Raw genomic sequence first — 26,326 nt, forward strand, 5'->3', positions numbered from 1 at the left:
CAGTTTTCAAAGAACTACTTGGTCGCTCATTTGCGACTTCCTTATGTTAACATCTTCGTTTTTCGATGTCAACTAAGTTTTTCAATTTCTTTTTTGTCGTTTTCTGCGTTTCCGCATCAGCGACGGTTATTAATATATCATGCAGAAAAATGAAATGCAACATCTTTTGAAAACTTTTTTTAAAATTAACTACATTTCTTTTTTTATATCATATACTTAAACGAAATATCTCTTTCATGTATGAGCAATTCCTACATATATTCTATATAAAGTTACTCTATCAAAAAGCGTTTCTTTCTATAATAAACGTTTTATTCATATACCATATCATACAAGGGGGAATATATATGGACTATGCCGATTTATTAATCAAACTAGGTCTCTCGGCAATTTTAGGATTCGCCATCGGCTTAGAGCGCGAATTAAAACGGAAACCACTTGGTTTAAAAACTTGTTTAGTTATTTCTATTATCAGTTGCCTCCTGACGATTGTTTCTATTAAAGCAGCTTACAATTTACCACATACTGATCATATGAATATGGATCCCCTTCGACTTGCCGCTCAAATTGTATCAGGGATTGGTTTTTTAGGTGCCGGTGTTATTTTACGTAGAGGAAACGATAGTATTGCAGGGTTAACAACTGCTGCTATGATTTGGGGTGCTTCCGGTATTGGTATTGCTGTTGGAGCCGGATTCTATATTGAAGCGATTTTCGGAATGTGTTTCCTTATGATTAGTGTCGAACTTATACCACTCGCGATGAAATATGTAGGCCCTAGATCATTTCGTCAACGTGATATCGCTGTGAAACTTGTTGTGCGAAATATGGACAATATCCCAATCGTAATTGAAGAAATAAAAGAAATGGATATAAAAGTGAAGAATATGAAGCTTAAAACATTAGAAAATGGCTCTCACTATTTACATCTTAAATTATGTATCGATCAAAAAAGACATACTGCCGATGTTTATTACGCTCTCCAGCATCTTGAAAGTGTCCAACAAACTGAAGTGGAAAGTATGTAATAGGAAACAAACTCTCTTTTAAATTAGAGAGTTTTTCTTTTTTCTATAATGGTAACAATGAATGTAGTCCTGCAAAGTAAGGAGGAATAGGCAATTGAAATCTCGTCCAAATTTAGTAGATACATTTCGTGATTCCATTATTTTCCGTTTAATTTGCTTTATTGTTGTACTTACTGCTTTTTCCGGCTTTCTTATACATAGATTAGAACCATCGCACTTCACCACATGGTTTGATGGAATTTGGTGGTCAATCGTTACCATTTTCACTGTTGGTTATGGTGACTTTGCCCCGCATACACTACTAGGCAAACTTGTCGGCATGGGTATTATTTTATTTGGAACTGGTTTTTGTTCTTATTATATGGTTCTATTCGCCACTGATATGATTAATAAACAATATATGAAAGTTAAAGGAGAAGAAGCTGCAACTTCTAACGGTCATATGATTATTGTCGGCTGGAACGAACGGGCAAAACACGTTGTAAAACAAATGCACGTACTACAACCGAACCTTGATATCGTTTTAATTGATGAAACACTTTCTCTACTTCCAAAACCATTTCATCATTTAGAATTTATAAAGGGATGCCCCCATCACGATCAAACATTATTAAAAGCTAATATTACAACTGCTCACACTATATTAATAACGGCTGATAAAGAAAAAAACGAAAGCTTAGCTGATACACAGTCCATTTTAAATATTTTAACTGCAAAAGGACTCAATCCAAACATTCACTGCATCGCTGAACTTCTTACTTCTGAACAAATACAAAATGCAACGAGAGCTGGTGTATCAGAAATTATAGAAGGAAATAAATTAACGAGCTATGTATTTACCGCTTCCCTTTTATTCCCTTCCATTTCAGGTGTTCTATTTTCACTTTACGACGAAATCACTGATAATAAATTACAACTGATGGAGCTTCACACGTCCTGCACTGGACAAACTTTTGCAAATTGTAGCTATACTCTTTTAAAGCAAAACATTCTCTTATTAGGTATAAAGCGTGATGAACAATATATGATTAATCCAGTTCATTCCTTCGTTCTCATTGAAAGCGACATACTCATTGTTATTCACCATTAATAAAATGACGCTCTAATTCTTGCATGAGCACTTTCCCAATATTGATATATTTTCTTTTCACATCTCCATCTGGATCTTTCGGCTCAGCAAATTGATCTATCCCACTCGTTCCAGCTGTTAAAGTATTCACATGATCATCTAGTTCGTCTTGATATACGTGCGAAAGAATATACGGCGTTTCAAGGCGGACTACTACACCAGGTACATCTAGTTCTCCATCAATGGCTGTAAATGGCACTCGTAAAAATTGATAGCCATCTTCTTCATCGATTTTATAATCGAAGCATCCTTTATCATAATCCCAATTGCCACCAATGCTATATCCGAGTGGCTTCATTATCTCTTCTAACTTATATAACGCATATGTACGTCCTTCTAAATTTGATTGAATTGGAATCAAGCCCATCCCTCCTAGACTTTTTCTTTAGCATACCCACTCTAGTTTGAATATATTGATGGACTTTTCGATGAAATAATAAAAAGCGGCCGGAATCCGGCCGCTTTTTATTATTTTAAACGCTCTTCTAATTCTGCTTTTAACTCTTCAAATCCTGGTTTACCAAGTAAAGCAAACATGTTTTTCTTGTATGCTTCTACTCCTGGTTGGTCAAATGGATTTACGCCTAATAAGTAGCCGCTCATCGCACATGCTTTTTCGAAGAAGTATACAAGGTAACCGAATGTATACTCATTTAATTCAGGAATATTTACGATTAAGTTTGGTACTCCGCCATCGCTATGTGCAAGTAATGTACCTTCGTATGCTTTTGTGTTTACGAAGTCTACAGTTTCACCAGCAAGGTAGTTTAATCCATCTAAATCGTTTTCTTCTGATTCGATTGTTAGTTCATGTGTAGATTTACCTACTTTTAGAACTGTTTCAAATAAATCACGACGACCTTCTTGAACATATTGACCTAATGAGTGTAAGTCAGTTGAGAAGTTTGCTGAAGATGGGAAAATACCTTTTTGATCTTTTCCTTCACTTTCACCAAATAACTGTTTCCACCACTCAGCGAAGTATTGAAGTGCTGGCTCATAGTTAACAAGCATTTCAATTGTTTTCCCTTTATTGTATAAAGCGTTACGAACTACTGCATATTGGTAAGCTGGGTTTTCTTCTAGTTCTGATGTACCGAAGTCCTCACGACCAGCAGCTGCACCTTTCATCATTTCTTCAATATTTAAGCCACTTACTGCGATTGGTAATAAACCAACTGGCGTTAATACTGAGAAACGTCCTCCAACATCATCTGGAATAACGAATGTTTCGTAACCTTCGTTATCAGCTAATGTTTTTAATGCACCACGCGCTTTATCTGTAGTTGCATAAATACGTTTGCGAGCTTCTTCTTTTCCATACTTTTCTTCTAATAACTTACGGAAAATACGGAATGCTAGTGCCGGCTCTGTTGTTGTACCTGATTTGGAAATAACGTTAATAGAGAAGTCTTTACCTTCTAATACGTCCATTAAATCTTTCATGTAAGTGGAGCTAATGTTTTGTCCAACAAATAGCACTTGTGGAGTTTTACGTTGTTCTTTAGAAAGCGTGTTGTAGAAAGAATGGTTTAACATTTCGATTGCTGCACGTGCTCCTAGGTAAGAACCACCGATACCTACAACAAGTAAAATGTCAGAGTCATTTTTAATTTTTTCTGCGCATTTTTGAATGCGAGCGAATTCTTCTTTGTCATATTGAAGCGGAAGGTCTACCCACCCAAGGAAATCGTTCCCAGCTCCAGTTTTTTCGTGGATTGCGTGATGTGTTACTTTCACTGCATCACGTAAATAAGTGATTTCATGTTCACCGATGAAGGATAACGCTTTAGAATAGTCGAACGTTACATGTGTACTCATCTTTTTCCCTCCAATTATGGATATGTATTTCTGTATTCACTTTAGCGAAACTGAAGTTGTAAATCAAGCGATTCACCCATTGTAAACGTAACCAATATATATTTTTTAGAAAAAGTTCATTTTTTGCATAAAAATTCGCATTTTTCGGTATAGATGTATATACATCCTATTTCGAACATTTTTTATGTATAAAAACAACATAACTACCCCATTCTATAAAAGAGTTAATTAACTCATCGCTTGCTCATGCTTCACAATTAAGGGGGGCTTTTTCATGAGTACTCTGCAACGTATCGCATTAGTCTTTACTGTCATTGGCGCTGTGAACTGGGGACTAATCGGGTTCTTCCAGTTTGACTTAGTGGCAGCCATTTTCGGTGGACAAAACTCAGCTCTTGCACGTATTATTTACGGCATCGTTGGTATTTCTGGGCTTATCAATCTTGGTTTACTCTTTAAACCATCAGAAAATCTTGGCACTCACCCAGAAACGAACGAAATTCGCTAGTCAGTATGTCTTTACTTCACCTCCGACATACGAATATGATTGCATGCAATCATATTTGCAAATATATATCATAAGATAAAGTAAAAGAGGAACGCTCATATGCGCTCCTCTTTTACTTTGTTAACTCGGACTCTTCAATCCATTCTGTTAGCTTTTCTCGCAGCGTATTAAATCCGTTCTCAGATGGATTCGGTATAAGAATCCGTCCTTGTTTTCTTTTCGCCGCTTTTAACGATAAACTCATTTTTCTGTGTTCTTCATCAATTGAAAGTACTTTTACTTCTACTGTATCGCCGACTTTTAAAAAATCATGAATATCCTTTACATATCCATTTGTAATTTCAGATATATGCACAAGTCCTTGTGTTTCTGCATCTAACGCTACAAATGCACCGTAATCTTGAATCCCAGTCACTTTCCCTGTTACAACCACTCCTGTTGTATATTGTTCTGACATATGAAACACTCCCATACGTTTACCATTTTCTCTACAATTGTAGATAGCAAAGCAGATGATTTATTGTTAAATATCCGATTAGTTAGTACGTACCCTAAGTAAAGCTACTCAGGATACGTATACCTTATATTAGTAAATTATACCACTATGACAGAACGCATTCAAAATTCATGAAAAAATTTCCTTAAGTAAGTATAATTCTCCAATATTGGGATAGAATACTAACACATGGCTTTCTAGTATTCCCCCCCTTTTATGGACAAAACGTATTGTGTTTTGTCCTTTTTTTATTCTCTACGAACCGTTCCATTCTCTTCATTGCTTCCATTAGTTGTTCAAGCAATGTTGCATACGAGCAACGAATAAATCCTTCACCACTTTCGCCAAATACACTTCCAGGTACAACAGCCACTTTTTCTTCTAATAATAACTGTTCTGCAAATTCCGCCGAAGATAGTCCAGTTGAAGAAATAGAAGGAAAGACATAAAATGCTCCGCCCGGCACATGACATGTTAATCCCATTTCATTGAAAGATGTCGTCATAAAATTACGGCGTTTCTTATAACTATCTCTCATCCGAATTACTTCATCATTCCCCGCGCGTAACGCTTCAAGTGCTGCGAACTGAGACATCGTCGGTGCACACATCATGGAATATTGGTGAATTTTGAGCATTAATTCTGAAAAATAAACAGGAGCTGCAATCATACCAAGGCGCCATCCTGTCATCGCAAATCCCTTTGAAAATCCTGAAATTAAAATCGTATGCTCACGCATATTTTGAATGCTCGCGAAACTTGTATATACTTCGTCGTATACAAGCTCTGCATAAATTTCATCAGATAATACGATTAAATTGTACTTCTCAACAATCACTGCTATTTCTTCAAGCTCGGATTTATTTAGCATTGCACCTGTTGGGTTATTTGGTGAACAAAGCAAAATTGCTTTTGTTTTCGCTGTAATAGCTGCTTCAATTTGTTCTGGTTGTACTTTAAACTCGTTTTCTAAAGTAGTCGTCACAGGAACCGGAACTCCTCCAGCTAATGTTACAAGCGGTGCATAAGAAACGAAACTTGGTTCAATAATGAGTACTTCATCATCAGGATTTATAATGGCACGCATCGCTACATCTAACGCCTGACTCGCTCCAACTGTAACAATGATTTCATCGTTTGGATCATAAGACACTGCAAATTGGTTTTTTAGATACTTTGCTATTTCTTGACGGAGCTCCAATAATCCTGCATTTGCTGTATATGACGTATATCCTTGTTCTAAAGAACGAATACATGCTTGCCTTACATTCCAAGGAGTAACGAAGTCTGGTTCTCCTACCCCAAGAGAAATAACCCCTTTCATATTTGCTGCTAAATCGAAAAACTTTCGAATACCAGATGGTTGTAAAGATTCTGCTGTTCTAGATAGTTCAAATTGCTTCATGGCGTTACCACAATTCGCTTATCATCATCGTTTTTGTCATAAATAATTCCCTCATGTTTATACTTCTTCAAAATGAAATGTGTTGTCGTAGAAACGACAGATTCAATTGTTGCTAATTTTTCTGAAACAAACATCGCTACTTCTCCCATTGTCTTTCCTTCTAATGTAATAGACAGATCATATGTCCCAGACATTAAATACACAGATTTCACTTCTGAATAGCGATAAATTTGTTCAGCAACCGCATCGAATCCAACGCCGTGCTTTGGCGTAACTTTCACATCAATCATTGCCGTTAAACCTGTATGTTCTTTCACCTTCGTCCAATCGATATGTGTTACATAATCCACAATAATCTTTTCCGCTTCTAATTTCTCAACCATTTTCTTTACTTCTTCTACTTCTATATTTAACAGCTTCGCTAATGTATCTACAGATAATCGACTACTTTTTTCAAGACAAGCTAATAATTCTAATTCTTTTTCTGTCACCATATAAATCATCCTTCCTTTTCGTTTGTGTCTAAATTATACAAATACACTTTCCAGTTTGAAAAGAAGATTTTTTTAGTGAATTATGTCAAAATAAAGTGAAACTTTAATCCATGGAAAGGTTCACCCCATGGATTATTAGCCCGCACCAATCGGGCTTTTACGAGCAGTTGATCTCCCACCTCACTTCTTTGTCTCAACCGTCTTTTTAGGTGGGAGTCTTACTGCTCGTTAAAGCGGGGTAAAGTGAAACTTTAATCAGTAAAAAAATGTGTGATAAAGCGAAAGGGGATGGAATTGTGAAACCAAAAGTTTATATTGCTGAACCAGTTCCAACATTTGTAGAAAACTATTTATCAGAACACTGTGATTATGAAAAATGGGAACAAAATGAGAAGGTACCTCGTGATGTTCTATTGGAGAAAATACAAGATAAAGATGGTTTATTAAATTTTGGATCTGCTATTAATGAAGAATTATTGGAGGCGGCTCCTAACTTAAAAGTAGTGAGCAACATTTCTGTCGGTTACGATAATTTTGATTTACAAGCGATGGCAAATCGAAATGTAATCGGAACAAATACACCATACGTACTAGATGATACAGTAGCTGACCTCGTTTTCGCTCTTATGCTATCTGCTGGTCGCCGTGTTTGTGAACTCGACTCTTACGTAAAAAATGGTGAATGGAATGCCGAAATTGGAAAAGAGCACTTTGGACTGGATGTACACCATAGTACAATCGGTATTATCGGTATGGGCCGAATTGGAGAAGCTGTTGCAAAACGAGCGAAATTCGGGTTTGATATGGATGTTCTTTATTATAACCGCCGCCGTAAAGAAGAAGCTGAACAAAAATTCGATGCTACATATTGTGATTTACAGACACTACTAACACAGTCTGACTTTATTGTTCTTCTTACTCCATTAACAGATGAAACGTATCATCTTATCGGAGAGAAGGAATTTTCATTAATGAAAGAAACAGCTATTTTCATTAATGCTTCTCGCGGGAAAACAGTAGATGAAGAAGCATTAATCCATGCATTAGCAGAAAAGAAAATCTTTGCAGCAGGCATCGATACTTTTACACAAGAGCCAATTCAAAAAGATAATCCGCTCTTATCATTACAAAATGTTGTGACTTTACCGCACATCGGATCTGCAACGTTAAAAACTAGGCAGCAAATGGCTATGACAGCCGCTGAAAATTTAGTTGCAGGGTTACAAGGAAAAACACCGCCTAATATTGTTCGCGGGTAATACTGAATAAACGAAAGGCAAGATGACATCGTCATCTTGCCTTTTTTTGTTAACATATTTTCTTTTCTCTTGGAGATGATATGAACAAAAATCAATGGAGTGACAAAAAATGAATCACGAATATACTTGTCCTTATTTCACTTTTTCCACTCGCGGCACTACTATTCATTACGAATTGTATGAACATGATAATAAAACGGAAAGTCCTACTTTTGTGCTCGTTCACGGCTTTTTATCTTCCTCATTCAGTTACCGCCGTCTCATTCCTTTACTATCGAAAGAAGGAACAGTCATTGCTCTTGATTTACCACCGTTCGGAAAAAGTGATAAGTCTCATCTGTTTAAGTATTCTTATCACAATTTAGCAACGATTATTATCGATTTAATTGAACACTTATCTCTCTCAAACATTGTGTTAGTTGGGCATTCTATGGGTGGGCAAATTTCTCTTTATGTAAACCGTATACGTCCTGAATTAATTTCAAAGACGATTTTACTATGCAGCTCGAGTTATTTAGCACGCGCAAACTTACCTTTAATGTATTCTTCCTATTTGCCGTTCTTTCATTTATACGTAAAGAACTGGATTATACGGCGCGGTATTGTTCATAACTTAATGAATGTTGTTCATGATCACTCATTAATTGACGATGAAATGAAGGAAGGCTATTCCGCTCCTTTTTATGACAACCGTATATTCCCCGCTTTAACTCGTATGATACGAGATCGCGAAGGTGACTTATCTTCAATTGAATTACAAAAAATCGAAACACCTACACTACTCATTTGGGGTGAAAAAGATCGCGTAGTCCCTGTACATGTAGGTCATCGTCTACACAAAGATTTACCGAATTCGAAATTTATTTCTTACGAAAATGCAGGACATTTATTACCTGAAGAGAAACCTGAACATGTTTATGAAGAAATTATCGCGTTTTCCGCGCAATAATATAAAAAGGGCTGTCGGAAATTCCGACAGCCTACAATGAACAACTTCCGCCTTCTTTTATTACAAGTAATTCCACAGCTAACTTCTCACATTTTTCAAGCGCAGGTACTTCCTCAAAAGACATAAAGTATATATGTTGAATCTTCTTTGCGATGTATTTTGAATCATCAAACACACTTACGACGTTCACAACATCGCTCGCTTCTGTTTCATAAAACTCCGGTCCCATTTGAAACGGATCCCAATTCTTCACAACCTCTATCATCTTTTCATATGCACCCATTCGCTTCCCGCCTTTTCACTTTTTAATACTTTTCTTTATCCTATCACATCAGCTATTCTATAAGAAGAGAGAGAACTTTCATAACTTAACGGTTTTACAGAAGAAGGGGGCAAACTTATGCAACTATTTCATAAAACAGTCAATCGACGTGGAACTCATAGTACAAAATGGGATACATATAAAAACGAAGAACTTATCCACGCTTGGATTGCTGATATGGATTTTGAAGTACCACAACCAATTCAAACTGCTTTAAAGAAACGTATCGAGCATCCTATTTTCGGCTATACACTTCCTCCCGAAAATATGGGCGATATTATTTGTAACTGGACAAAGAAACAGTATAACTGGGATATTCAAAAAGAATGGATTGTCTTTAGCGCGGGAATCGTTCCAGCTCTTAGTACGAGCATACAGGCCTTCACAAAAGAAAATGAATCCGTTCTCGTACAACCACCTATTTATCCCCCATTTTTCGAAATGGTTACAACAAACAATAGACAATTATGCGTGAGTCCATTACAGAAACAAAATGATACATATGCGATAGATTTTGAGCATTTAGAACAGCAATTTCAACAAGGTGTCAAACTCATGCTTCTTTGTAGTCCTCACAATCCAATTGGGCGTGTTTGGTCAAAAGAGGAACTCACACAGCTTGGCGCGTTATGTACAAAATATAATGTAATCGTTGTCGCAGATGAAATTCATTCCGATATTATTTATGCAGATCATACACATACACCGTTCGCTTCCTTATCCGAAGAATTAGCAGCGCGCACGATTACTTGTATGGCTCCGAGTAAAACATTTAATATCGCTGGATTACAAGCATCGATTATTATCATTCCAAACGAAAAGCTCCGTCAAGCCTTTACATCTATCCAATATAGACAAGGCTTCCACGGATTAAATATATTTGCCTATACAGCGATGCAAAGTGCCTATACAGAATGTAACGATTGGCTAAATGAAATTCGATTATATATAGAAGATAACGCTAAGTTCGCTTGTGAATATATGAAAGATCATATACCTATTCTTTCCGTAACGAAACCAGAAGGTAGCTTTTTATTATGGATTGATTGCTCTCGCCTAAAGCTTTCTCAAAACGAGCGTACCAAATTACTTGAGGAAAAAGGGAAAATCATCGTTGAACCTGGCGAGAAATACGGACTAGGCGGCGAAGAACATATTCGAATTAACATCGGCTGTCCAAGATCTGTTTTAGAAGAAATTTTAAATAGACTGCGCCATACGTTTTCATCATAAGAAAGGAGGCTGTCCTACATCATTTGGGACAACCTCCTTTATCGATATCTTTTCAATTACGTCTCACAAAAAAGCTACCATGCACGGTAGCTTTTACTTTTTCTTCATATCCGATGCTTTTTTTACAATGACACCACAAGCAATTCGATCACCGGATTTCCCTGTCGGTTGTGTCATGCCATCATCAGCGTTTTCTGTAATAATAATAGACGCTCCATCTTTTCTATGAATTGTCGTTTTTCCTTCTTCAAGTGTTATATGCGGCGCATCGATTTCTGCTTTAATCTTTCCAGAACCATCTGCAATTACGTTCGGTAAATCTCCATTTTCTGCACCCTTCGGATTGAGTAGTCCATGCTTTTTATCATCTGGATTAAAATGATTTCCAGCTGATTCAAAACGGGGTGCTTTACACTCGCCAATTTCGTGTACATGTAGTCCGTGCGGGCCTGGTGCGAAACCTTCCCCTTTAATCTTAATTTTCACTCCGCTAGTTTTCTGAACTACTTTCGCAGTCCCCACTTCATCACCCGAAGCATTATGTAATTTCACGTCAATTTCTTTCGGCTTTCCTTGGTCACAACCTGCCATCAGAAATAATAAACAACAACTGAAAAAAAGCCGTTTTTTCATTCAATTCCCTCCAAAATATATTCTGCCCTTAGATTGTCCGAGCATAGAGGGAAACATACAAAAATGAATTACTGTTTCTTTTCTGCTAATAATTTTTCTTCAACCTTCTGCAATCGGTCTGCTTCTCGTTTTGATACACGAATAAACATACGCCACGTGGCAACAGCACCAATGATAAATAGAACGCAAACAATCCCTGGAATAATATATTCTGTTTTATCTTCCGGAAAATATAAAGGCATCATATGAAACACTCCTTATTATAGGATTCACAAACCATCAGAATTTTCTGTTATATTATTTTAAATTATAGTTGAACCGATTCATATTCTCAAGGGGGCGTTCCGAAAGCAAATGATTTCTTTGACTCCTTCTCCTACTTTCCTTACTATAAACTTGAGGTGAAAAATATGAGAGAAACATTTGAAATTGGTGAAATCGTTACAGGTATTTATAAAACTGGAAAATACATCGGCGAAGTTACAAATAGCCGCCCTGGCAGTTACGTCGTAAAAGTATTAGCTGTTTTAAAACATCCGGTGCAAGGTGACTTACATAACGTAAAACAAGCTGACGTACCATTTTTCCATGAAAGACGCGCTTTAGCTTTCCGTGAACAGACGAACATTCCAGAGCAAATGGTGAAGAAATATGAAGGAGAAATTCCAGATTATACAGATTCACTCAAATTAGCATTAGAAACTCAAATGAATTCATTTTCTGAAGATGATTCACCTTTTGCGGTTCGTAGTCTAGAAACATTAGAGCAATTAAAAAAAGACTACAAACTTTAAAAAAACAAAACGACCAAATTACATACTGTGCAATTTGGTCGTTACTGTGTACTCACTTTCTTTAACACTTTTGAAAAATCAACGAGCTCTCCTAATGTTGGAGGTGCCGGTTTCACTAAATACTCTTTATCTTTTTCTACTAACTTAAAAATATTATACGTCGTCATCGCATCATCTAGCGCACAATGATGCTTACCCGTCCCTACTTTTCCATACGCCTCAATTGCTTTCCACAATCCTGTTTGATTTCTCTCCCCAAAAAACTTCTTATACTCAAGCGATAAATCACGGCACTGTCCTAAGAATGGAAAGTCGACTCCCGCCATTTCACAATTATGCTTCAACACTTTCATATCCATATTTCCCCACGTAACAATGGTCGGTTTACATCTCTTTTCATATTCTGCAAGTTTTTCAACGAGTTCTGGAAACAAAATCCCTTTATCTACGGCTTCTTGTTTAATCCCTAGAAATTTCTTACATCGATCTGTTAAAGAAGGAAAAGTTTTCGGCCTAACATGAGCTGAATACGTGTCTTCTACCTTACAGCCAACAACCGAAACGAGTCCTACCTCAATAATCTCCGGGAAAAATCCTTTTGGTTTTTTTCTGTGCTGGGGCATCGTAAACTCAAAATCCAAAAATAAAAATCGTTGTTCATCCATACGATCCCTTCCTTATCATCTTTGTCATTCCTTTCTATTTGACACTCCTACACGAACAAGCTCGAATGCTAATTCCATTTTAAATATTCAGATTGGATGTATCTTATATATATGTCAAATACCCACAAATATTTTTAAAAATAAGAAAAAATGACCAATGCAGAAAATATGACAAAATACCCCCTCTCATTTACATCCTCCATTTTTCTACTTTATAATGACTTTATGTGTGTTTCTTCGAGAACATTTTTGACACACTAAGAAAAGTGAATGAAAGGAGATGAGAGTTTTGCACGAAACAACGCAAGAGCTCGCAAACTGGCAGTATTATTTTGCTATCGCAGTCTTTTTAATTACATATGCCATTATTATTTCTGAAAAAATTAATCGCGCTGTCATCGCACTTCTTGGTGCAGCACTTATGGTAATTATGGGGGTCGTTGATTTACACAACGCCTTCACGAAACATATTGAATGGGGGACGATTACACTACTCATCGGTATGATGATTCTGGTGAATATTACGAGTAAATCGGGCGTCTTCCAATACGTTGCCATTAAAGCAGCAAAAGGGGCACAAGGAAATCCAATTAAAATTTTAATTTCACTTTCCTTACTTACTGCGCTTGGTTCCGCATTTTTAGATAACGTTACAACTGTACTTCTTGTTGTTCCAGTTACTTTATCTATTACGCGCATACTGCAAGTAAATCCTGTTCCTTATTTACTTTCTGAAATTATTTTTTCAAACATTGGAGGAACAGCAACATTAATTGGTGACCCACCAAATATTATGATTGGTTCTGCAAACAAACATTTAGACTTCAATGCATTCTTGTTAAACTTAGCACCAATCGTAATTATTATTATTGCAGTTACAGCAGTAATGCTTTACTTCATGTACCGTAAACAATTAATTGCTGACCCTGTACAAGTTAAAAAATTAATGAGCCTAGATGAAAAGCAATACATTAAAGATCCAGTATTAATGAAAAAATCATTAACAGTACTTGGACTTACAATCGTAGGTTTTATGACTCATTCGATTTTCCATGTTGATGCAGCTATCATTGCCTTAACTGGTGCTACTGTACTTATGTTAATTGGTGTGAAAGAGCATGAAATTGAAGAAGTATTCGCAAGTGTAGAGTGGGTAACAATCTTCTTCTTCGCAGGACTATTCGTACTCGTTGGAGGACTTATCGATATCGGTCTTATTAAAATGCTAGCTCAAAAAGTAATTGGAATAACTGGCGGAGATATTTCTTACGCATCTATCCTTATTTTATGGGTATCTGGTATCGCCTCTGCAACAATCGATAACATTCCATTCGTTGCAACAATGATTCCACTTATTAACGATATGGCAGTTGGGCTAGGTTTATCACCTTCTGACGCACAAATCGACGTATTATGGTGGGCATTAGCATTAGGTGCTTGTCTAGGCGGAAACGGAACATTAATCGGAGCTTCAGCTAACGTAATTGTCGCAGGTATCGCAAGCCGTGAAGGACATAAGTTTAGCTACATGGACTTCTTAAAAGTCGGTTTCCCAATTATGATCGTTTCATTAATCATTTCTCATATTTATATTTATGTACGCTACCTTATGTAGTACAAAAAAGCGCCCTGCTTTCAGGGCGCTTTTTCTGTCTCAAATATTACATATATCTACTCGTTATACCTCACCGGCTCATTTCGAATAATGAACAAGTGAATCGGCAAGAACACCGAAAATGTGATGGTATGAATAATCGTAAATAATATAGAGTTCGTTCCGTATCTATCTAAAATAGCGTAAATGAGATAAATAGACAATACAAGTGATACAGCTGTTGCTATTAAATATAGAATTGGTACGAAATTAAAAATGAAACATGCGACATATATACCGAACACTTTCCATCCCGCTTCTTCTTTCAAGAAATCAGGTAATTTGTCTTTCGCTAAATCACCCCATATCTTACTATTTACAAAAGGAATAAAAGCAAGAACACCATCCGTTGCACCATCATTTTTCGCCATCGTATACAGTGCAAAAGCCGTTAACAAATACGCAATAATTGCCCAAATTATGATAACAAGAATAAACGCAAAACTAAGAGCAAAGAAACCTGCTAGTAAGCCCTGATCTTCCATCTTATCCTCTCCTCTCTACTCTCAACATATTTCGTTGCATTGCAAGTTATGTTTTAAAATTTATCCAAACTCTCTGTATAATAATAAGAGCAAGATAATTAAGAGAGGAGAACAACTGATGCATCCATTTGTAAAAGCATTACAAGAGCATTTCATAGCTCATAAAAACCCAGAAAAAGCAGAACCGATGGCACGTTATATGAAAAATCACTTCCCATTTCTCGGTATTCAAACTCCCGAGAGAAGACAATTATTGAAAGATGTCATTCAAATACATACTCTCCCAGATCAAAAAGACTTCCAAATTATCGTACGTGAGCTTTGGGATTTACCAGAACGAGAATTTCAAGCAGCCGCACTCGATATTATGCAAAAATATAAAAAGCATATAAACGAAACGCATATCCCCTTCTTAGAAGAACTAATTGTAACAAAATCTTGGTGGGACACTGTCGATAGCATCGTTCCTACATTTTTAGGGAATATCTTTTTACAACATCCAGAATTAATTTCTGCCTATATTCCAAAATGGATTGCATCAAATAACATATGGTTACAACGCGCAGCTATTTTATTCCAGCTGAAATATAAACAAAAGATGGATGAAGAACTTCTTTTCTGGATTATTGGACAGCTACATTCTTCAAAAGAATTTTTCATTCAAAAAGCGATTGGATGGGTCCTTCGTGAATACGCAAAAACAAATCCAGATGTCGTTTGGGAATACGTGCAAAATAACGAGCTTGCCCCGCTCAGTAAACGTGAAGCAATTAAGCACATTAAACAAAATTATGGAATAGATAATGAAAAAATAGGCGAGACTCTATCATAGATAGACGCGTTCCTCTATTGAGATTTAAAAAAGAACGTGTTAGAATATGTTCATTATTATTAATATAAGTAGCGATGACGGACTTATAAGTACTTGCACAAAAAGCGATTCAGGGATAGTGAAAGCCTGAAGCCGCAAGGAAACGGCAGTCTCGAGCAATACGTGATAAAGTGGATGCACCCTTTTGTGTATCAACTAGGGTGGAACCGCGGGCAAACGCTCGTCCCTAGGCAATTAAGCCTTGGGATGAGCGTTTTTTTATGTTTTTCAAAGCATATACTGCGCGTTTCACAAGTTACCTGAGCACGTCATCGCCAATACGTTAACTTTCAAAAGGAGGATTTTCTTATGTATTCAATGGAACAAGTAGTAAACTTAGCGAAACATCGCGGTTTTGTTTTCCCTGGTTCTGAAATTTACGGTGGTCTTGCAAACACTTGGGATTACGGTCCACTTGGAATCGAATTAAAAAATAACGTTAAAAAAGCTTGGTGGAAAAAATTCATTCAAGAATCTCCATACAACGTTGGTTTAGACGCAGCTATTTTAATGAATCCAAAAACTTGGATCGCTTCTGGTCACGTTGGTAACTTCAACGATCCAATGATCGACTGTAAAAAATGTAAAGCTCGTCACCGTGCTGACAAATTAATTGAAGATGCTTTAGATGCAAAAGGCATCGAAATGGTTGTTGACGGTCTTACTTTCGACCAAATGGCTGACTTAATGAAAGAACATGAAGTAAAATGTCCTGATTGCGGTAGTGAAGAATTCACTGAAATCCGTCAGTTCAACTTAATGTTCAAAACATTCCAAGGTGTTACAGAGTCTAGCACAAACGAAATCTTCCTTCGTCCTGAAACAGCACAAGGTATTTTCGTAAACTTCAAAAACGTACAACGCTCTATGCGTAAAAAGCTTCCATTTGGTATTGGCCAAATCGGTAAGAGCTTCCGTAACGAAATCACGCCTGGTAACTTCACATTCCGTACACGTGAATTCGAACAAATGGAACTTGAATTCTTCTGTAAGCCTGGTGAAGATTTAGAGTGGTTCGCATTCTGGCGTGAAACTTGTAAGAACTGGTTACTTTCACTTGGTATGACTGAAGAAAGCATGCGTCTTCGTGACCACGGTGAAGAAGAGTTATCTCACTACAGTAACGCAACAACTGATATTGAATTCAGATTCCCATTCGGTTGGGGCGAACTATGGGGCGTAGCATCTCGTACAGACTTCGACTTAAAACGTCACATGGAACACTCTAACGAAGACTTTAACTATATCGATCCACAAACGAATGAGCGTTACGTACCGTACTGCATCGAGCCATCTTTAGGTGCTGACCGCGTAACATTAGCATTCTTATGTGATGCATATGAAGAAGAACAATTAGAAAACGATTCTCGTACAGTTCTTCGTTTCCACCCTGCTTTAGCACCATACAAAGCAGCTATCTTACCATTATCTAAAAAGCTATCTGAAGGTGCTACTGAAGTATTCGCAGAACTAGCTAAAGACTTTATGGTAGACTTTGACGAAACTGGTTCTATCGGTAAACGTTACCGTCGTCAAGACGAAATCGGTACACCATTCTGTATCACTTATGACTTCGACTCAGTTGAAGACAAAGCTGTTACAGTACGTGACCGTGACACAATGGAACAAGTTCGTATGCCAATTAGCGAACTAAAAGGTTTCTTAGAGAAGAAAATCCAGTTCTAATTATAAGAAAAAGAGGCTGCTCTAATGAGCAGCCTCTTTTCTATTTTTCACGTTTTTCTTTAATTGCTACTGTACATCTTGATATGCATAGTAAATCATCATTCTCATCAATGATACGCACATCCCAAACCATCGTTGAGTGTCCTCTATGTATCGGTGTTCCGATTGCTGTTACAATTCCATCTTTCTTTGAGCGAATGTGATTCGCATTAATTTCTAAACCGAAACAGATGCATTTCTCTTGATCAATTAAATTGTACGAGCCAACACTTGCTACTGTTTCTGCTAGTGCAAGAGATGCACCACCGTGTAAAAAGCCAAAAGGCTGATGCGTACGCTCATCAACAGGCATCGTAGCAACCACCTTATCTTCTGTCATCTCTAACAACTCAATTCCAAGTGAATCCATTAAAGTTTTTGCCATATCGTTTCCTCCTTCTCTGACTTTAATTGAATGTATAATTTTACCTATTTATTTTCAAACTACTTATAACACTTAGATAAGGAGGTTTCACCTAAATGAAACAGAAATTTTGTATATTACTGCTTATGTTCTCCTTGCTGACTATTGTACCAAATTGTGCACTAGCAGCCAAAGCATCCAACCTGACAATCGATGTTCAGACTGTCACGCAAAAAGGTAAGAAACCTTATATAGAATATCAAATTAACAGACCTTCTTTTCATAATTTTTCCGACTCTAAATTTCAAAATAAGCTTAATTTCTATTACAAACAATCTACTGACAAATTTAAAACCAAATTAGAAAAAGACGCAAAAAAATATTATAAAGAAACAGAAGGATCTAGTACACCATTTCATCCGTACGTGGCGAATGTTGATTATAAAGTTTCTTTAAATAAGCCACCTTTTCTTAGCCTATATGTGAATTACTATCAATATACAGGCGGAGCACATGGTCTTTATACGTGGAAGGCAAACACATTTGATTTAAAAGAAAAAAAGTTACTACACTTAGACGATTTATTTCAACAAAAAGATACATATAAAGAAGTAATCCGTGCTGAGATTGTAAGACAAATTAAACAAAATGAAAGCATTTATTTTCCCGATGCAACTGAAAAGGTCATGAGCACGAAAAAGTTTCACTTCTTTTTAGAACCGGACAATCTCGTCATTTATTTCCCATTATATGAAATTGCGCCTTACTCAAGCGGAATTCCACAATTTCGTATTCCGTATACGTTGCTAAGAGACTATTTGAAGCCTTCTTATCAAAATTTTTTAATTGACAACAAGTAAATATTTTCGCTACGATAATGTTAACCTAAAAACAACAGGAGGTTAACATTATGAGAAGATTTCATGTTTTAGATTTAGCATTAGCTGCCATGTTCGTCGCTCTTATGGCTATTGGTGCAAATATTGTATCTTGGGCACCATTCCTGCAAGTAGCAGGTATCCCCTTATCTATGCAACCATTTTTCGCAATTTTAGCAGGGCTTCTTCTTGGAAGTAGACTTGGTGCATTATCAATGACTGTTTACATGCTCGTTGGATTAGCAGGTGCACCAATCTTCGCTAACTTCAAAGCTGGATTTGGAGCACTTTTAGATCCTACTGGTGGTTTTATTATCGCATTTATTATCGTTGCTTACGTATCAGGAAAACTAGTAGAACAAAAGGAAAAACCAACATTTAGTACATTTGCAATTGCTTCGTTCACAGGAATCATTTTAACTTATATTATCGGTACTACTTACATGTACGGGGCAGTCAATCTCTTCATGGGTGGTAATATGAGCTATAAAACAGCTTGGATGATTATGATGTGGTTTGCAGTAAAAGATATTGTATTTACAATTATCGGTGCCATTATCGCACCTCGTATATATTATGCTGTGCGTCGTTCCGCTTATCAACATTCTCATTCGACAATTTCATAATAAAAAAGAGTTATCTTACTATGTTAAGATAACTCTTTTTTCATTTTCGACAATATACGACACATATTAGAAATGATTTTTGTTATGCTAATTCAGCAAATCTTATATTTACACATCTAATTAGAACAATATTTTGGAGGAAAATCAGTGAATCTATCAAAAAATACACTTATTAAAGTAAGTGTCGGAGTACTATCTTTATTTTTCATACTAGGTATGAGTATCGGTTACAAATTATACGGAAATAGTGAGTTAGGAATGTCATATACCTTTGGAAACGGCCTAGCATTTTTCTTTTTAATTCTTACTATAGTTAGTTTATGCGCGGCTTTCATCTTTATTGTTATTGGGTTAATTAAGAAAGTACGAAAATTACCAGCAAAAAAATCTTTAGTAACATCTATAATATTATTTGTTACATCAATTATATCCATTATCATTCTTCTCTTTACGATAACAAAAGTAACAAATATGGAAGAGGAGTATCAAGCTCTTCAAGCCCAAAAGAAAAAAGAAGCTAATTATTTAGTTGCAGCAGCATCTTTTTATAATAATATAAATACCTTTAATTATGCAGCATCTTACGTATTATCCGAGTATTCAACTACATGGTCAAGTGCAATAGATAAAAGACAGGACTTCAATAATGCACTAAGTTCTAAGAGAACAGAAATTGATGGAATGATTACAACCGTTGATACGTTTTATAGTAATATGGGAAATGATTTAAAGTTAGTCTCTGAAGCCGCAAAAGAACAGCCTAATAAGTATAAAGAAACCTATGAAGAATATAAAAAAATATACGGGATTATCACAGCGCTTAACGAACAAGCTCAATCTCCAAGTGGCAGCTTAATTTCATTTAATCAAAATGTTAATGCATTGATTCAGGAATACAAAAAAGCAGCTGGAAATATTAATATCGCTATTACTGATGAAATTAAATCCAAAGCTAATGAGCTAAAGCCTACTGATAAAAATTAAAGACACTCTCTCCAGAGTGTCTTTTTTTCTCAAAAAAATCCCCTTTTAAATTAAGCAGTAAATACGTTCCTTTACCGCCCATCCGACAGGGGATTATATCACTATATTAAGACTCTTGATTCGTATGTTTTTCTAAAATTTTCTTCATCATTACGACCATGTCATCACGTAATTCTGGGTGTTGCAGTGCCATTTCGATTGTCGTTTGAACGAATCCTAACTTTTCACCTACGTCGTAGCGCGTTCCTTCGAAATCGTAAGCGAATACACGTTGAATTTCGTTTAAGCTTTGAATAGCATCTGTTAACTGAATTTCACCACCAGCACCAACATGTTGCTGTTCTAAGAACATGAAGATTTCAGGTGTTAAAACGTAACGTCCCATAATTGCTAAGTTTGAAGGTGCTGTACCTGCTGCTGGTTTCTCAACGAAATTACGAACTTGGTAACGACGTCCTTCTTGCTCTAATGGGTCGATAATTCCATAACGATGTGTTTCATCTTCTGGAACCGTTTGTACACCAATAACAGAAGAAAGCGTTTTATCATATTCTTCTATTAATTGACGTAAACATGGTTTTTCAGCTTGAACGATATCATCACCTAATAAAACAGCGAATGGCTCATCACCGATGAATTTACGTGCACACCAAACCGCGTGCCCTAATCCTTTTGGTTCTTTTTGACGGATATAGTGAATATCTACCATTTTTGAAGAAGCCTGTACTTTTTCAAGTAACTCATACTTTTTCTTTTCTAATAAGTTTTGCTCTAACTCAAATGCATTATCAAAATGATCTTCAATAGAGCGCTTTGTTTTACCAGTAACGATAATAATATCTTCGATTCCTGATTGTATTGCTTCTTCTACAATGTATTGGATAGTTGGTTTATCTACTATCGGTAACATTTCTTTTGGCATTGCTTTTGTAGCTGGTAAAAAACGTGTTCCTAATCCAGCTGCTGGGATTATGGCTTTTCTTACTTTTTTCATCACAAAATACCCTCTCTTCTGTCAGAATCAATAACGATCATTTCCTTACATAGAACAAAAGGGAGATTTCGCTCCCTTTTGTTCCCTACTACTTAAAATTACTTTATATTATAAACGATTCATAATATCTTCTTTAATAGTAAGTAACTTTTGTTCACTATTTTGTAAAGAATTATCTTGTACACCAAAGTAGAACTTGATTTTCGGTTCTGTTCCAGATGGACGTAAGCAGAACCAAGAACCGTCCTCTAATTGATATTTTAACACATTTGATTTCGGTAAGTGAATCTCTTCTTTATGTCCATCTTGTAAAGATGTAACGATGCTTGCTTTATAATCTTCAACTGCTACAACTGTTAAGCCCGCTACTTCTTTCGGAGGATTTTCACGGAATGTTGCCATCATTTCTTGGATTTGTTCCGCTCCATCTTTTCCTTTTAGTGTTAACGATACAAGATCTTCACGGAAGAAACCGTACTTATCAAATACTTCTAATAGACCATCGTATAACGTTTTACCTTGTGATTTGTAGTATGCAGCTACTTCACATGCAAATAGAACAGATTGTACTGCATCTTTATCACGGCAGAATGGACGAATTAAATAACCATAGCTTTCCTCATAACCGAATTGGAATTCGTATTGTCCACTTTCTTCATACTGTTTAATTTTCTCACCAATAAATTTAAATCCAGTTAACGTATCAACTGTATCTAAACCGTATGCTTTCGCGATTGTACGGCCAATTTCAGACGTTACGATTGTTTTTAATACAACACCGTTCTCTGGAAGCGTTCCGTTTTCTTTCTTTTGAGATAATAAGTAATCAAGCATTAATGCACCTGTTTGGTTACCAGTTAATACTTGGAACTCACCATCGTGATTACGAACTGCTACGCCAAGGCGGTCTGCGTCAGGATCTGTTGCGATTAACACATCTGCGCCTACCTTCTCACCGTCACGAATTGCATACTCAAACGCTGCATGCTCTTCTGGGTTTGGTGATTTCACTGTAGAGAAGTTCGGATCTGGTAACTCTTGCTCTTTTACAACTGTTACATCTGTAAATCCAACTTCTTCTAAACCACGGCGTACAGAAATATTTGATGTTCCGTGTAGTGGTGTAAAGACGATCTTTAAGTCTTTCCCAACCTTTTGTACCATTTCTTTATTAATAATGACATTGTTCAATTCTGCTGCATATGCATCATCTACTTCTTTTCCAATAATATGTAATAAACCGTCAGCTTTTAATTGCTCCACATCGGCAACCTCAACTGTTAATTCATCTTCTACTTCGTTTACGTAGCTAATTAATTCATCAGCTTCTTTTGGAGGCAACTGCCCACCATCTTCACCGTATACTTTATAACCGTTATACTCAGGCGGATTATGGCTTGCCGTAAGAACGATTCCACTCACTGTATGTAAATGACGAACTGCGAAAGAAAGCACTGGCGTTGGACGTAAGCTTTCAAACACATATGTTGTAATACCGTGCGCACCAAGTGTAGCAGCTACTTCCATTGCGAACTCAGGTGATTTATGACGAGAATCATACGCTACAACAACACCGCGCTTCTTCGCTTCTTCACCTAGTTTTTCAATAAACTTCGCTAATCCTTGCGTTGCTTTACGAACTGTATATACGTTCAGACGGTTCGTACCAGCACCAAGTTCACCACGCATACCACCTGTACCGAATTCTAGATTTTTATAAAAACTGTCCTCGATTTTCTTCTCATCTTGCTTCATGTTTTCTAACTGTTCTTTTAGTTCTGCGTCTAACTCTGCATATGAAAGCCAGCGACTAAATTCTTGTTTCCAGTTCATCCTTCTATCTCCCCTCGCTTGTCATACCTTTATTATATGAAAAAAACAACCTGTATCTCAATATTTTTTACAATCTAACAGGATTTTACTAGGAATATTTGTATACACTATGGTTAAATACTCCACTAAAGGGAATGAGGATTATGCAGGAATGGGGCTTGTCAGAAGAACTTAAAATACAAACAAAGCAAATGATTGAAATTGCCGAAAAAGAATTATCAATTATGAGGCAAGCAATTGATAAAGAAGATGAATGTATTTTGTGTAAGATGGAAGATATTCATCATATGTTAGCAAATGTACAAACACTGGCAGCTACATACTATATTCAAGCGTATTTATCACCTTATACGGAAAGCTCACAGTTCATTACAACAGCTGTCCAGCATTTAAGCGCCAGAAAACACGGTGCTCTTATTGTTGTGGAACGAAACGAGACACTTGAATCTTGTATTCAAACTGGAACAACGTTAAACGCTCATTTAACCGCACCACTGCTCGAATCGATTTTTTATCCAGGTAACCCTCTTCATGACGGAGCCGTTCTCGTTAAAAATAATCATATTGTTTCCGCTGCTAATATTCTTCCACTAACAAAAAGTACAGAAGTTGATCCAGAGCTAGGAACACGTCACAGAGCTGCAATTGGCTTATCAGAAAAAAGCGATGCACTTATTTTAGTTGTCTCTGAAGAAACGGGTCGCACTTCATTTGCTTTAAACGGTACTTTATATACGATTTCTTTATAAAGTGAAACTATTGTTTACAGGCAGTTCATGTGGGATAAGACGACCATAGTCATACTAATAAAAAAGGCTGTTCCAAAATGTAGGAACAGCCTTCTCTTATTATCTTATTCTTCTCCGAAACGTTCAACAAGTGTTGCAAGTGTACGTACCATTGCACCTGTTGCTCCAGCTGGTCCTAAATCATGTGCTCCTGATGATTCAGATGTTCCAGCGATGTCTAGGTGTACCCAAGGTGTGTCTTCAGCGAATTCACCTAGGAATGTACCTGCCATAACCGCATGTCCTTCGCGGCCTGGTGAGTTATTTAAATCAGCAAACTTACTGTTTCTCACGCGTTCTTTATCACGATCAAAAATTGGTAATTGCCAAATTGATTCATCTGTTTCCATAGATGCCTCTAGCACTTGCTCAAATAACTCTTCATTGTTTGTCATTGCGCCTGTCGTATGATTTCCAAGTGCAACAATTACACCGCCTGTTAATGTCGCAACATCAACAAGGTAGTTTGCACCTAGTTTTTTCGCATACGTAATACCGTCAGCTAATGCTAAGCGACCTTCTGCATCTGTATTTAATACTTCAATTGTTTTTCCGCTCATAGATGTGATTACATCGTCTGGCTTAAATGCTGTACCACTTACAACGTTATCCGTTGATGGAATAACAGCGATCACATTTTGCTCAGGGCGAAGTTCACCGATAATTTCCATCGCACCTAATACAGCAGCTGCACCGCCCATATCACCTTTCATACCGACCATGCCTTCACGTGGTTTTAAAGAATAACCGCCTGTATCGTATGTGATTCCTTTTCCAACGAATCCAATAACATCTGTCCACTCTTCTTTTCCTTTATAAATAAGAGCGATCATTTTTGGTGGCTCTACACTACCTTGGTTTACTGCAAGCAATGCACCCATACCAAGCTCTTCCATCTCTTCTTTCTCAAGAACTTTATAATCCATATCATACTTCTCCGCTAACTCAACAGCATACTCAGCAAGCTTTGTCGCTGTTAATACGTTTGGTGGCATATTTACAAGTGTACGAGCTGAATTTGTTGCACGTCCATGTACGTAGCCAACTGTTAATGCAGCTTCAATTTCCTGTGCATCTTCCGCTGTAATAGCCGTGAACTTCTCTAACTCTACACGCTCCTTTTTATCTGATTTATACGTTTGTAATTCATATGTACCAAGGCCTTGTACTTCTGCTGCAATATGAGCTACATCAATCGCATCCAACTTCTCTGTTACGAAAGAATCAAGTAAGATTGCTGCATCTTGTACTTTTGCTGCTTGTAACGTTTTAAACGCCTTACCAAGAGCCGCACGTAATATTTCCGTCGTATAAGATTCTTTCTTTCCTAAACCAACGAAATAATAACGTTTCACATTTGTTTTCCCTAAACTATGTACTTTTGAAATAGCTTTCTTCTTTGTAGAAAGGTCTTTCTCTTCTAATAAAACTTGTAATTGTCCTTCAAACGCTTTGTCCAATTCTTGTACAAAACTACTCGTTTTTTCTTCTTCAAATAAGGCAACAATCACCGCTTCATGGCTTGCTAATTCTTTTTGTACTTGAAACATGTTCAGACCCCCTAAATTTCTCTACTCTACCTTTATTATAACTTTATTTTCGATAAAATGCGACAATTCTAACTTCTGTTACATCCTACACAATCCATCTTTCTGCCATTTCTTCTAATATAAAATAAAAAGTCTAGCGTAATTACCACTAGACTATCTTTGTTTTAAATATTGGCCGCGAAACACTTGCATCGTTTCATCTTGATTTAACATCGTCAACTCTTCTTCTGTAAACTTACCATTTCCTACCTTAACTACATACACATTTACTTTTTTCTTACCCCATTGGCTATAAACATCTTTCACCGTATCATAATACAGATCAAGACGGTTTCCTTTTATTGCACCGCCCTTATCAGCCACTACACCATACCCATAACCTGGTACGAATAGAATCGTTCCAATTGGGAATACGCGTAAGTCCGCAGCGATCGTGGAATATAAATCCCTTTTCACCTTAACACCTGAATATGTAATACCATACTCCGGATGTCCCGGCCTCTTACCAGTAGACTCAATTCCCGACGTATAACCTGTTGCAGTCATTTCAATTGAACGATATTTAGACCAGTCGTTTGCCTGCTCTAAAGCATTTATCACTTCTTTACTCGGAGCAACATTCCTCTTAACTTCTGCTGCATGTACTTCTTTTGCACTCGTTCCCTCATATTTCTTTACAATCTCTAATAAAGAAACTCCTGTGAAAGCATTCCATGTTACGCATAATGCGGATACAAGTAAACAAGTCATCATAATGCGAATACAATATCGTTTTAACATTTTTATATTCCACACTCCTTCATCGTTAATCATTCCCTATACGATGAAGGAATATGCA

The 26,326-nt window shown here is 36.7% G+C and carries 29 protein-coding genes; 14 read left to right on the top strand and 15 right to left on the bottom strand.

Annotated elements, in window-relative coordinates; translation table 11 throughout:
- The first annotated feature begins 347 nt into the window (after positions 1-347).
- A complete protein-coding gene (locus DN390_RS28945) occupies positions 348-1,028 on the top strand; it encodes an MgtC/SapB family protein (protein ID WP_098289109.1) in 681 nt (226 codons plus the stop codon).
- A gap of 94 nt (positions 1,029-1,122) precedes the next feature.
- Positions 1,123-2,118 carry a potassium channel family protein gene (locus DN390_RS28950; RefSeq protein WP_098289110.1) on the top strand — a complete coding sequence of 332 codons (996 nt, stop codon included), beginning with the start codon at positions 1,123-1,125 and terminating at the stop codon, positions 2,116-2,118.
- Here the strand turns inward: DN390_RS28950 and DN390_RS28955 are convergent.
- Complete coding sequence (locus DN390_RS28955) at positions 2,105-2,518, bottom strand: YugN-like family protein (protein WP_142322076.1); 414 nt, start codon at positions 2,516-2,518, stop codon at positions 2,105-2,107. The genes DN390_RS28950 and DN390_RS28955 overlap by 14 nt on opposite strands.
- 107 nt (positions 2,519-2,625) lie before the next feature.
- On the bottom strand, positions 2,626-3,978 hold the full coding sequence (locus DN390_RS28960; RefSeq protein WP_000103661.1) for a glucose-6-phosphate isomerase: 1,353 nt from the start codon (positions 3,976-3,978) through the stop codon (positions 2,626-2,628).
- Positions 3,979-4,252: 274 nt separating this feature from the next.
- Here DN390_RS28960 and DN390_RS28970 point away from each other — a divergent pair, with 274 nt between their 5' ends.
- Positions 4,253-4,486, top strand: a complete 234-nt coding sequence (locus DN390_RS28970) for a DUF378 domain-containing protein (protein WP_000105788.1) — start codon at positions 4,253-4,255, stop codon at positions 4,484-4,486.
- A 112-nt stretch (positions 4,487-4,598) separates the two neighbouring features.
- Here the strand turns inward: DN390_RS28970 and yugI are convergent, their stop codons facing one another.
- The 3 genes from yugI to DN390_RS28985 all read right to left on the bottom strand — a co-directional run bounded on the left by yugI (position 4,599) and on the right by DN390_RS28985 (position 6,881).
- Positions 4,599-4,943 (bottom strand): S1 domain-containing post-transcriptional regulator GSP13, encoded by a 345-nt coding sequence (gene yugI, locus DN390_RS28975; protein WP_000003765.1) that lies wholly within the window; start codon positions 4,941-4,943, stop codon positions 4,599-4,601.
- A gap of 253 nt (positions 4,944-5,196) precedes the next feature.
- A complete protein-coding gene (locus DN390_RS28980) occupies positions 5,197-6,387 on the bottom strand; it encodes an aminotransferase (RefSeq protein ID WP_147809193.1) in 1,191 nt (396 codons plus the stop codon).
- Positions 6,384-6,881 carry an Lrp/AsnC family transcriptional regulator gene (locus tag DN390_RS28985; protein WP_060632717.1) on the bottom strand — a complete coding sequence of 166 codons (498 nt, stop codon included), beginning with the start codon at positions 6,879-6,881 and terminating at the stop codon, positions 6,384-6,386. The genes DN390_RS28980 and DN390_RS28985 overlap by 4 nt, the downstream gene beginning before the upstream one ends.
- A 266-nt stretch (positions 6,882-7,147) precedes the next feature.
- Here DN390_RS28985 and DN390_RS28990 point away from each other — a divergent pair, with 266 nt between their 5' ends.
- Positions 7,148-8,140: a 2-hydroxyacid dehydrogenase gene (locus DN390_RS28990; RefSeq protein ID WP_060632718.1), complete on the top strand. Its 993-nt coding sequence runs from the start codon at positions 7,148-7,150 to the stop codon at positions 8,138-8,140.
- A gap of 109 nt (positions 8,141-8,249) precedes the next feature.
- On the top strand, positions 8,250-9,089 hold the full coding sequence (locus tag DN390_RS28995) for an alpha/beta fold hydrolase (protein ID WP_147809194.1): 840 nt from the start codon (positions 8,250-8,252) through the stop codon (positions 9,087-9,089).
- 31 nt (positions 9,090-9,120) lie between these two features.
- Here the strand turns inward: DN390_RS28995 and DN390_RS29000 are convergent, their stop codons facing one another.
- Positions 9,121-9,372, bottom strand: coding sequence for a YugE family protein (locus tag DN390_RS29000; RefSeq protein WP_097950994.1), 252 nt, complete (start codon positions 9,370-9,372; stop codon positions 9,121-9,123).
- Positions 9,373-9,489: 117 nt separating this feature from the next.
- Between DN390_RS29000 and DN390_RS29005 the strand changes: the two genes are divergently transcribed.
- Positions 9,490-10,644, top strand: coding sequence for a MalY/PatB family protein (locus DN390_RS29005; protein ID WP_147809195.1), 1,155 nt, complete (start codon positions 9,490-9,492; stop codon positions 10,642-10,644).
- A gap of 93 nt (positions 10,645-10,737) precedes the next feature.
- On the opposite strand, the gene sodC is transcribed toward DN390_RS29005, so the two are convergent.
- Both sodC and DN390_RS30930 read right to left on the bottom strand, forming a co-directional pair.
- Positions 10,738-11,277: a superoxide dismutase [Cu-Zn] gene (gene sodC, locus DN390_RS29010; protein WP_147809196.1), complete on the bottom strand. Its 540-nt coding sequence runs from the start codon at positions 11,275-11,277 to the stop codon at positions 10,738-10,740.
- 68 nt (positions 11,278-11,345) lie between these two features.
- Positions 11,346-11,522 (bottom strand): hypothetical protein, encoded by a 177-nt coding sequence (locus tag DN390_RS30930; protein WP_000982762.1) that lies wholly within the window; start codon positions 11,520-11,522, stop codon positions 11,346-11,348.
- 165 nt (positions 11,523-11,687) lie between these two features.
- On the opposite strand from DN390_RS30930, the gene kapB reads away from it, so the two are divergent.
- Positions 11,688-12,071, top strand: a complete 384-nt coding sequence (kapB, locus tag DN390_RS29015; protein ID WP_001209341.1) for a kinase-associated lipoprotein KapB — start codon at positions 11,688-11,690, stop codon at positions 12,069-12,071.
- Positions 12,072-12,112: 41 nt separating this feature from the next.
- Here kapB and kapD read toward each other — a convergent pair whose 3' ends face one another.
- On the bottom strand, positions 12,113-12,736 hold the full coding sequence (kapD, locus tag DN390_RS29020; RefSeq protein ID WP_097950992.1) for a 3'-5' exonuclease KapD: 624 nt from the start codon (positions 12,734-12,736) through the stop codon (positions 12,113-12,115).
- A 289-nt stretch (positions 12,737-13,025) separates the two neighbouring features.
- Here kapD and DN390_RS29025 point away from each other — a divergent pair, with 289 nt between their 5' ends.
- Complete coding sequence (locus tag DN390_RS29025) at positions 13,026-14,351, top strand: ArsB/NhaD family transporter (RefSeq protein ID WP_060632722.1); 1,326 nt, start codon at positions 13,026-13,028, stop codon at positions 14,349-14,351.
- Positions 14,352-14,407: 56 nt separating this feature from the next.
- Here the strand turns inward: DN390_RS29025 and DN390_RS29030 are convergent, their stop codons facing one another.
- Positions 14,408-14,875: a hypothetical protein gene (locus DN390_RS29030; RefSeq protein ID WP_060632723.1), complete on the bottom strand. Its 468-nt coding sequence runs from the start codon at positions 14,873-14,875 to the stop codon at positions 14,408-14,410.
- Between the two features lie 118 nt (positions 14,876-14,993).
- On the opposite strand from DN390_RS29030, the gene DN390_RS29035 reads away from it, so the two are divergent.
- Together DN390_RS29035 and DN390_RS29040 are read left to right on the top strand one after the other, a co-directional pair.
- Positions 14,994-15,707: a DNA alkylation repair protein gene (locus DN390_RS29035; RefSeq protein ID WP_060632724.1), complete on the top strand. Its 714-nt coding sequence runs from the start codon at positions 14,994-14,996 to the stop codon at positions 15,705-15,707.
- A 348-nt stretch (positions 15,708-16,055) separates the two neighbouring features.
- A complete protein-coding gene (locus tag DN390_RS29040; protein ID WP_000287155.1) occupies positions 16,056-17,432 on the top strand; it encodes a glycine--tRNA ligase in 1,377 nt (458 codons plus the stop codon).
- A gap of 40 nt (positions 17,433-17,472) precedes the next feature.
- On the opposite strand, the gene DN390_RS29045 is transcribed toward DN390_RS29040, so the two are convergent.
- Positions 17,473-17,856, bottom strand: a complete 384-nt coding sequence (locus tag DN390_RS29045; protein WP_001140606.1) for a hotdog fold thioesterase — start codon at positions 17,854-17,856, stop codon at positions 17,473-17,475.
- 95 nt (positions 17,857-17,951) lie between these two features.
- Between DN390_RS29045 and DN390_RS29050 the strand changes: the two genes are divergently transcribed.
- From DN390_RS29050 to DN390_RS29060, 3 genes are all read left to right on the top strand, one after another.
- Positions 17,952-18,695, top strand: coding sequence for a DUF3298 and DUF4163 domain-containing protein (locus DN390_RS29050; RefSeq protein ID WP_097950990.1), 744 nt, complete (start codon positions 17,952-17,954; stop codon positions 18,693-18,695).
- Between the two features lie 50 nt (positions 18,696-18,745).
- Complete coding sequence (locus DN390_RS29055; RefSeq protein ID WP_147809197.1) at positions 18,746-19,339, top strand: biotin transporter BioY; 594 nt, start codon at positions 18,746-18,748, stop codon at positions 19,337-19,339.
- A gap of 147 nt (positions 19,340-19,486) precedes the next feature.
- Positions 19,487-20,323 carry a hypothetical protein gene (locus DN390_RS29060; protein WP_097950988.1) on the top strand — a complete coding sequence of 279 codons (837 nt, stop codon included), beginning with the start codon at positions 19,487-19,489 and terminating at the stop codon, positions 20,321-20,323.
- 106 nt (positions 20,324-20,429) lie between these two features.
- Here DN390_RS29060 and galU read toward each other — a convergent pair whose 3' ends face one another.
- The gene (gene galU / locus DN390_RS29065) at positions 20,430-21,317 is read right to left on the bottom strand and encodes a UTP--glucose-1-phosphate uridylyltransferase GalU (RefSeq protein WP_060632728.1); all 888 of its coding nucleotides are present in this window, start codon (positions 21,315-21,317) and stop codon (positions 20,430-20,432) included.
- Between the two features lie 108 nt (positions 21,318-21,425).
- A complete protein-coding gene (locus tag DN390_RS29070) occupies positions 21,426-23,150 on the bottom strand; it encodes a phospho-sugar mutase (RefSeq protein WP_147809198.1) in 1,725 nt (574 codons plus the stop codon).
- Between the two features lie 143 nt (positions 23,151-23,293).
- Here DN390_RS29070 and cdaS point away from each other — a divergent pair, with 143 nt between their 5' ends.
- Positions 23,294-23,899, top strand: a complete 606-nt coding sequence (gene cdaS, locus DN390_RS29075) for a sporulation-specific diadenylate cyclase CdaS (RefSeq protein WP_001158741.1) — start codon at positions 23,294-23,296, stop codon at positions 23,897-23,899.
- A 104-nt stretch (positions 23,900-24,003) separates the two neighbouring features.
- Here the strand turns inward: cdaS and pepA are convergent, their stop codons facing one another.
- Together pepA and DN390_RS29085 are read right to left on the bottom strand one after the other, a co-directional pair.
- Positions 24,004-25,488 (bottom strand): cytosol aminopeptidase, encoded by a 1,485-nt coding sequence (pepA, locus tag DN390_RS29080; RefSeq protein ID WP_147809199.1) that lies wholly within the window; start codon positions 25,486-25,488, stop codon positions 24,004-24,006.
- A gap of 153 nt (positions 25,489-25,641) precedes the next feature.
- Positions 25,642-26,268 (bottom strand): 3D domain-containing protein, encoded by a 627-nt coding sequence (locus tag DN390_RS29085; RefSeq protein ID WP_141439228.1) that lies wholly within the window; start codon positions 26,266-26,268, stop codon positions 25,642-25,644.
- Positions 26,269-26,326 lie beyond the last annotated feature (58 nt).

This window comes from Bacillus sp. SH7-1 (assembly GCF_008042405.1).
In the GTDB taxonomy this organism is placed as follows: Bacteria; Bacillota; Bacilli; order Bacillales; family Bacillaceae_G; genus Bacillus_A; species Bacillus_A thuringiensis_N.

Bases quoted from the DNA above. Each gene is read 5' to 3' on its own strand.
- DN390_RS28945 (WP_098289109.1), top strand. From the start codon at position 348: ATGGACTATGCCGATTTATTAATCAAACTAGGTCTCTCGGCAATTTTA.
- DN390_RS29005 (WP_147809195.1), top strand. From the start codon at position 9,490: ATGCAACTATTTCATAAAACAGTCAATCGACGTGGAACTCATAGTACA.
- kapB (WP_001209341.1), top strand. From the start codon at position 11,688: ATGAGAGAAACATTTGAAATTGGTGAAATCGTTACAGGTATTTATAAA.
- kapD (WP_097950992.1), bottom strand. From the start codon at position 12,736: ATGGATGAACAACGATTTTTATTTTTGGATTTTGAGTTTACGATGCCC.
- galU (WP_060632728.1), bottom strand. From the start codon at position 21,317: ATGAAAAAAGTAAGAAAAGCCATAATCCCAGCAGCTGGATTAGGAACA.
- DN390_RS28970 (WP_000105788.1), top strand. From the start codon at position 4,253: ATGAGTACTCTGCAACGTATCGCATTAGTCTTTACTGTCATTGGCGCT.
- cdaS (WP_001158741.1), top strand. From the start codon at position 23,294: ATGCAGGAATGGGGCTTGTCAGAAGAACTTAAAATACAAACAAAGCAA.
- DN390_RS29085 (WP_141439228.1), bottom strand. From the start codon at position 26,268: ATGTTAAAACGATATTGTATTCGCATTATGATGACTTGTTTACTTGTA.
- DN390_RS29070 (WP_147809198.1), bottom strand. From the start codon at position 23,150: ATGAACTGGAAACAAGAATTTAGTCGCTGGCTTTCATATGCAGAGTTA.
- DN390_RS28985 (WP_060632717.1), bottom strand. From the start codon at position 6,881: ATGGTGACAGAAAAAGAATTAGAATTATTAGCTTGTCTTGAAAAAAGT.
- sodC (WP_147809196.1), bottom strand. From the start codon at position 11,277: ATGAAAAAACGGCTTTTTTTCAGTTGTTGTTTATTATTTCTGATGGCA.
- DN390_RS28960 (WP_000103661.1), bottom strand. From the start codon at position 3,978: ATGAGTACACATGTAACGTTCGACTATTCTAAAGCGTTATCCTTCATC.
- DN390_RS29040 (WP_000287155.1), top strand. From the start codon at position 16,056: ATGTATTCAATGGAACAAGTAGTAAACTTAGCGAAACATCGCGGTTTT.
- DN390_RS29000 (WP_097950994.1), bottom strand. From the start codon at position 9,372: ATGGGTGCATATGAAAAGATGATAGAGGTTGTGAAGAATTGGGATCCG.
- DN390_RS29035 (WP_060632724.1), top strand. From the start codon at position 14,994: ATGCATCCATTTGTAAAAGCATTACAAGAGCATTTCATAGCTCATAAA.
- DN390_RS29050 (WP_097950990.1), top strand. From the start codon at position 17,952: ATGAAACAGAAATTTTGTATATTACTGCTTATGTTCTCCTTGCTGACT.
- DN390_RS28990 (WP_060632718.1), top strand. From the start codon at position 7,148: ATGTGTGATAAAGCGAAAGGGGATGGAATTGTGAAACCAAAAGTTTAT.
- yugI (WP_000003765.1), bottom strand. From the start codon at position 4,943: ATGTCAGAACAATATACAACAGGAGTGGTTGTAACAGGGAAAGTGACT.
- DN390_RS29055 (WP_147809197.1), top strand. From the start codon at position 18,746: ATGAGAAGATTTCATGTTTTAGATTTAGCATTAGCTGCCATGTTCGTC.
- pepA (WP_147809199.1), bottom strand. From the start codon at position 25,488: ATGTTTCAAGTACAAAAAGAATTAGCAAGCCATGAAGCGGTGATTGTT.
- DN390_RS29030 (WP_060632723.1), bottom strand. From the start codon at position 14,875: ATGGAAGATCAGGGCTTACTAGCAGGTTTCTTTGCTCTTAGTTTTGCG.
- DN390_RS28995 (WP_147809194.1), top strand. From the start codon at position 8,250: ATGAATCACGAATATACTTGTCCTTATTTCACTTTTTCCACTCGCGGC.
- DN390_RS29045 (WP_001140606.1), bottom strand. From the start codon at position 17,856: ATGGCAAAAACTTTAATGGATTCACTTGGAATTGAGTTGTTAGAGATG.
- DN390_RS28980 (WP_147809193.1), bottom strand. From the start codon at position 6,387: ATGAAGCAATTTGAACTATCTAGAACAGCAGAATCTTTACAACCATCT.
- DN390_RS30930 (WP_000982762.1), bottom strand. From the start codon at position 11,522: ATGATGCCTTTATATTTTCCGGAAGATAAAACAGAATATATTATTCCA.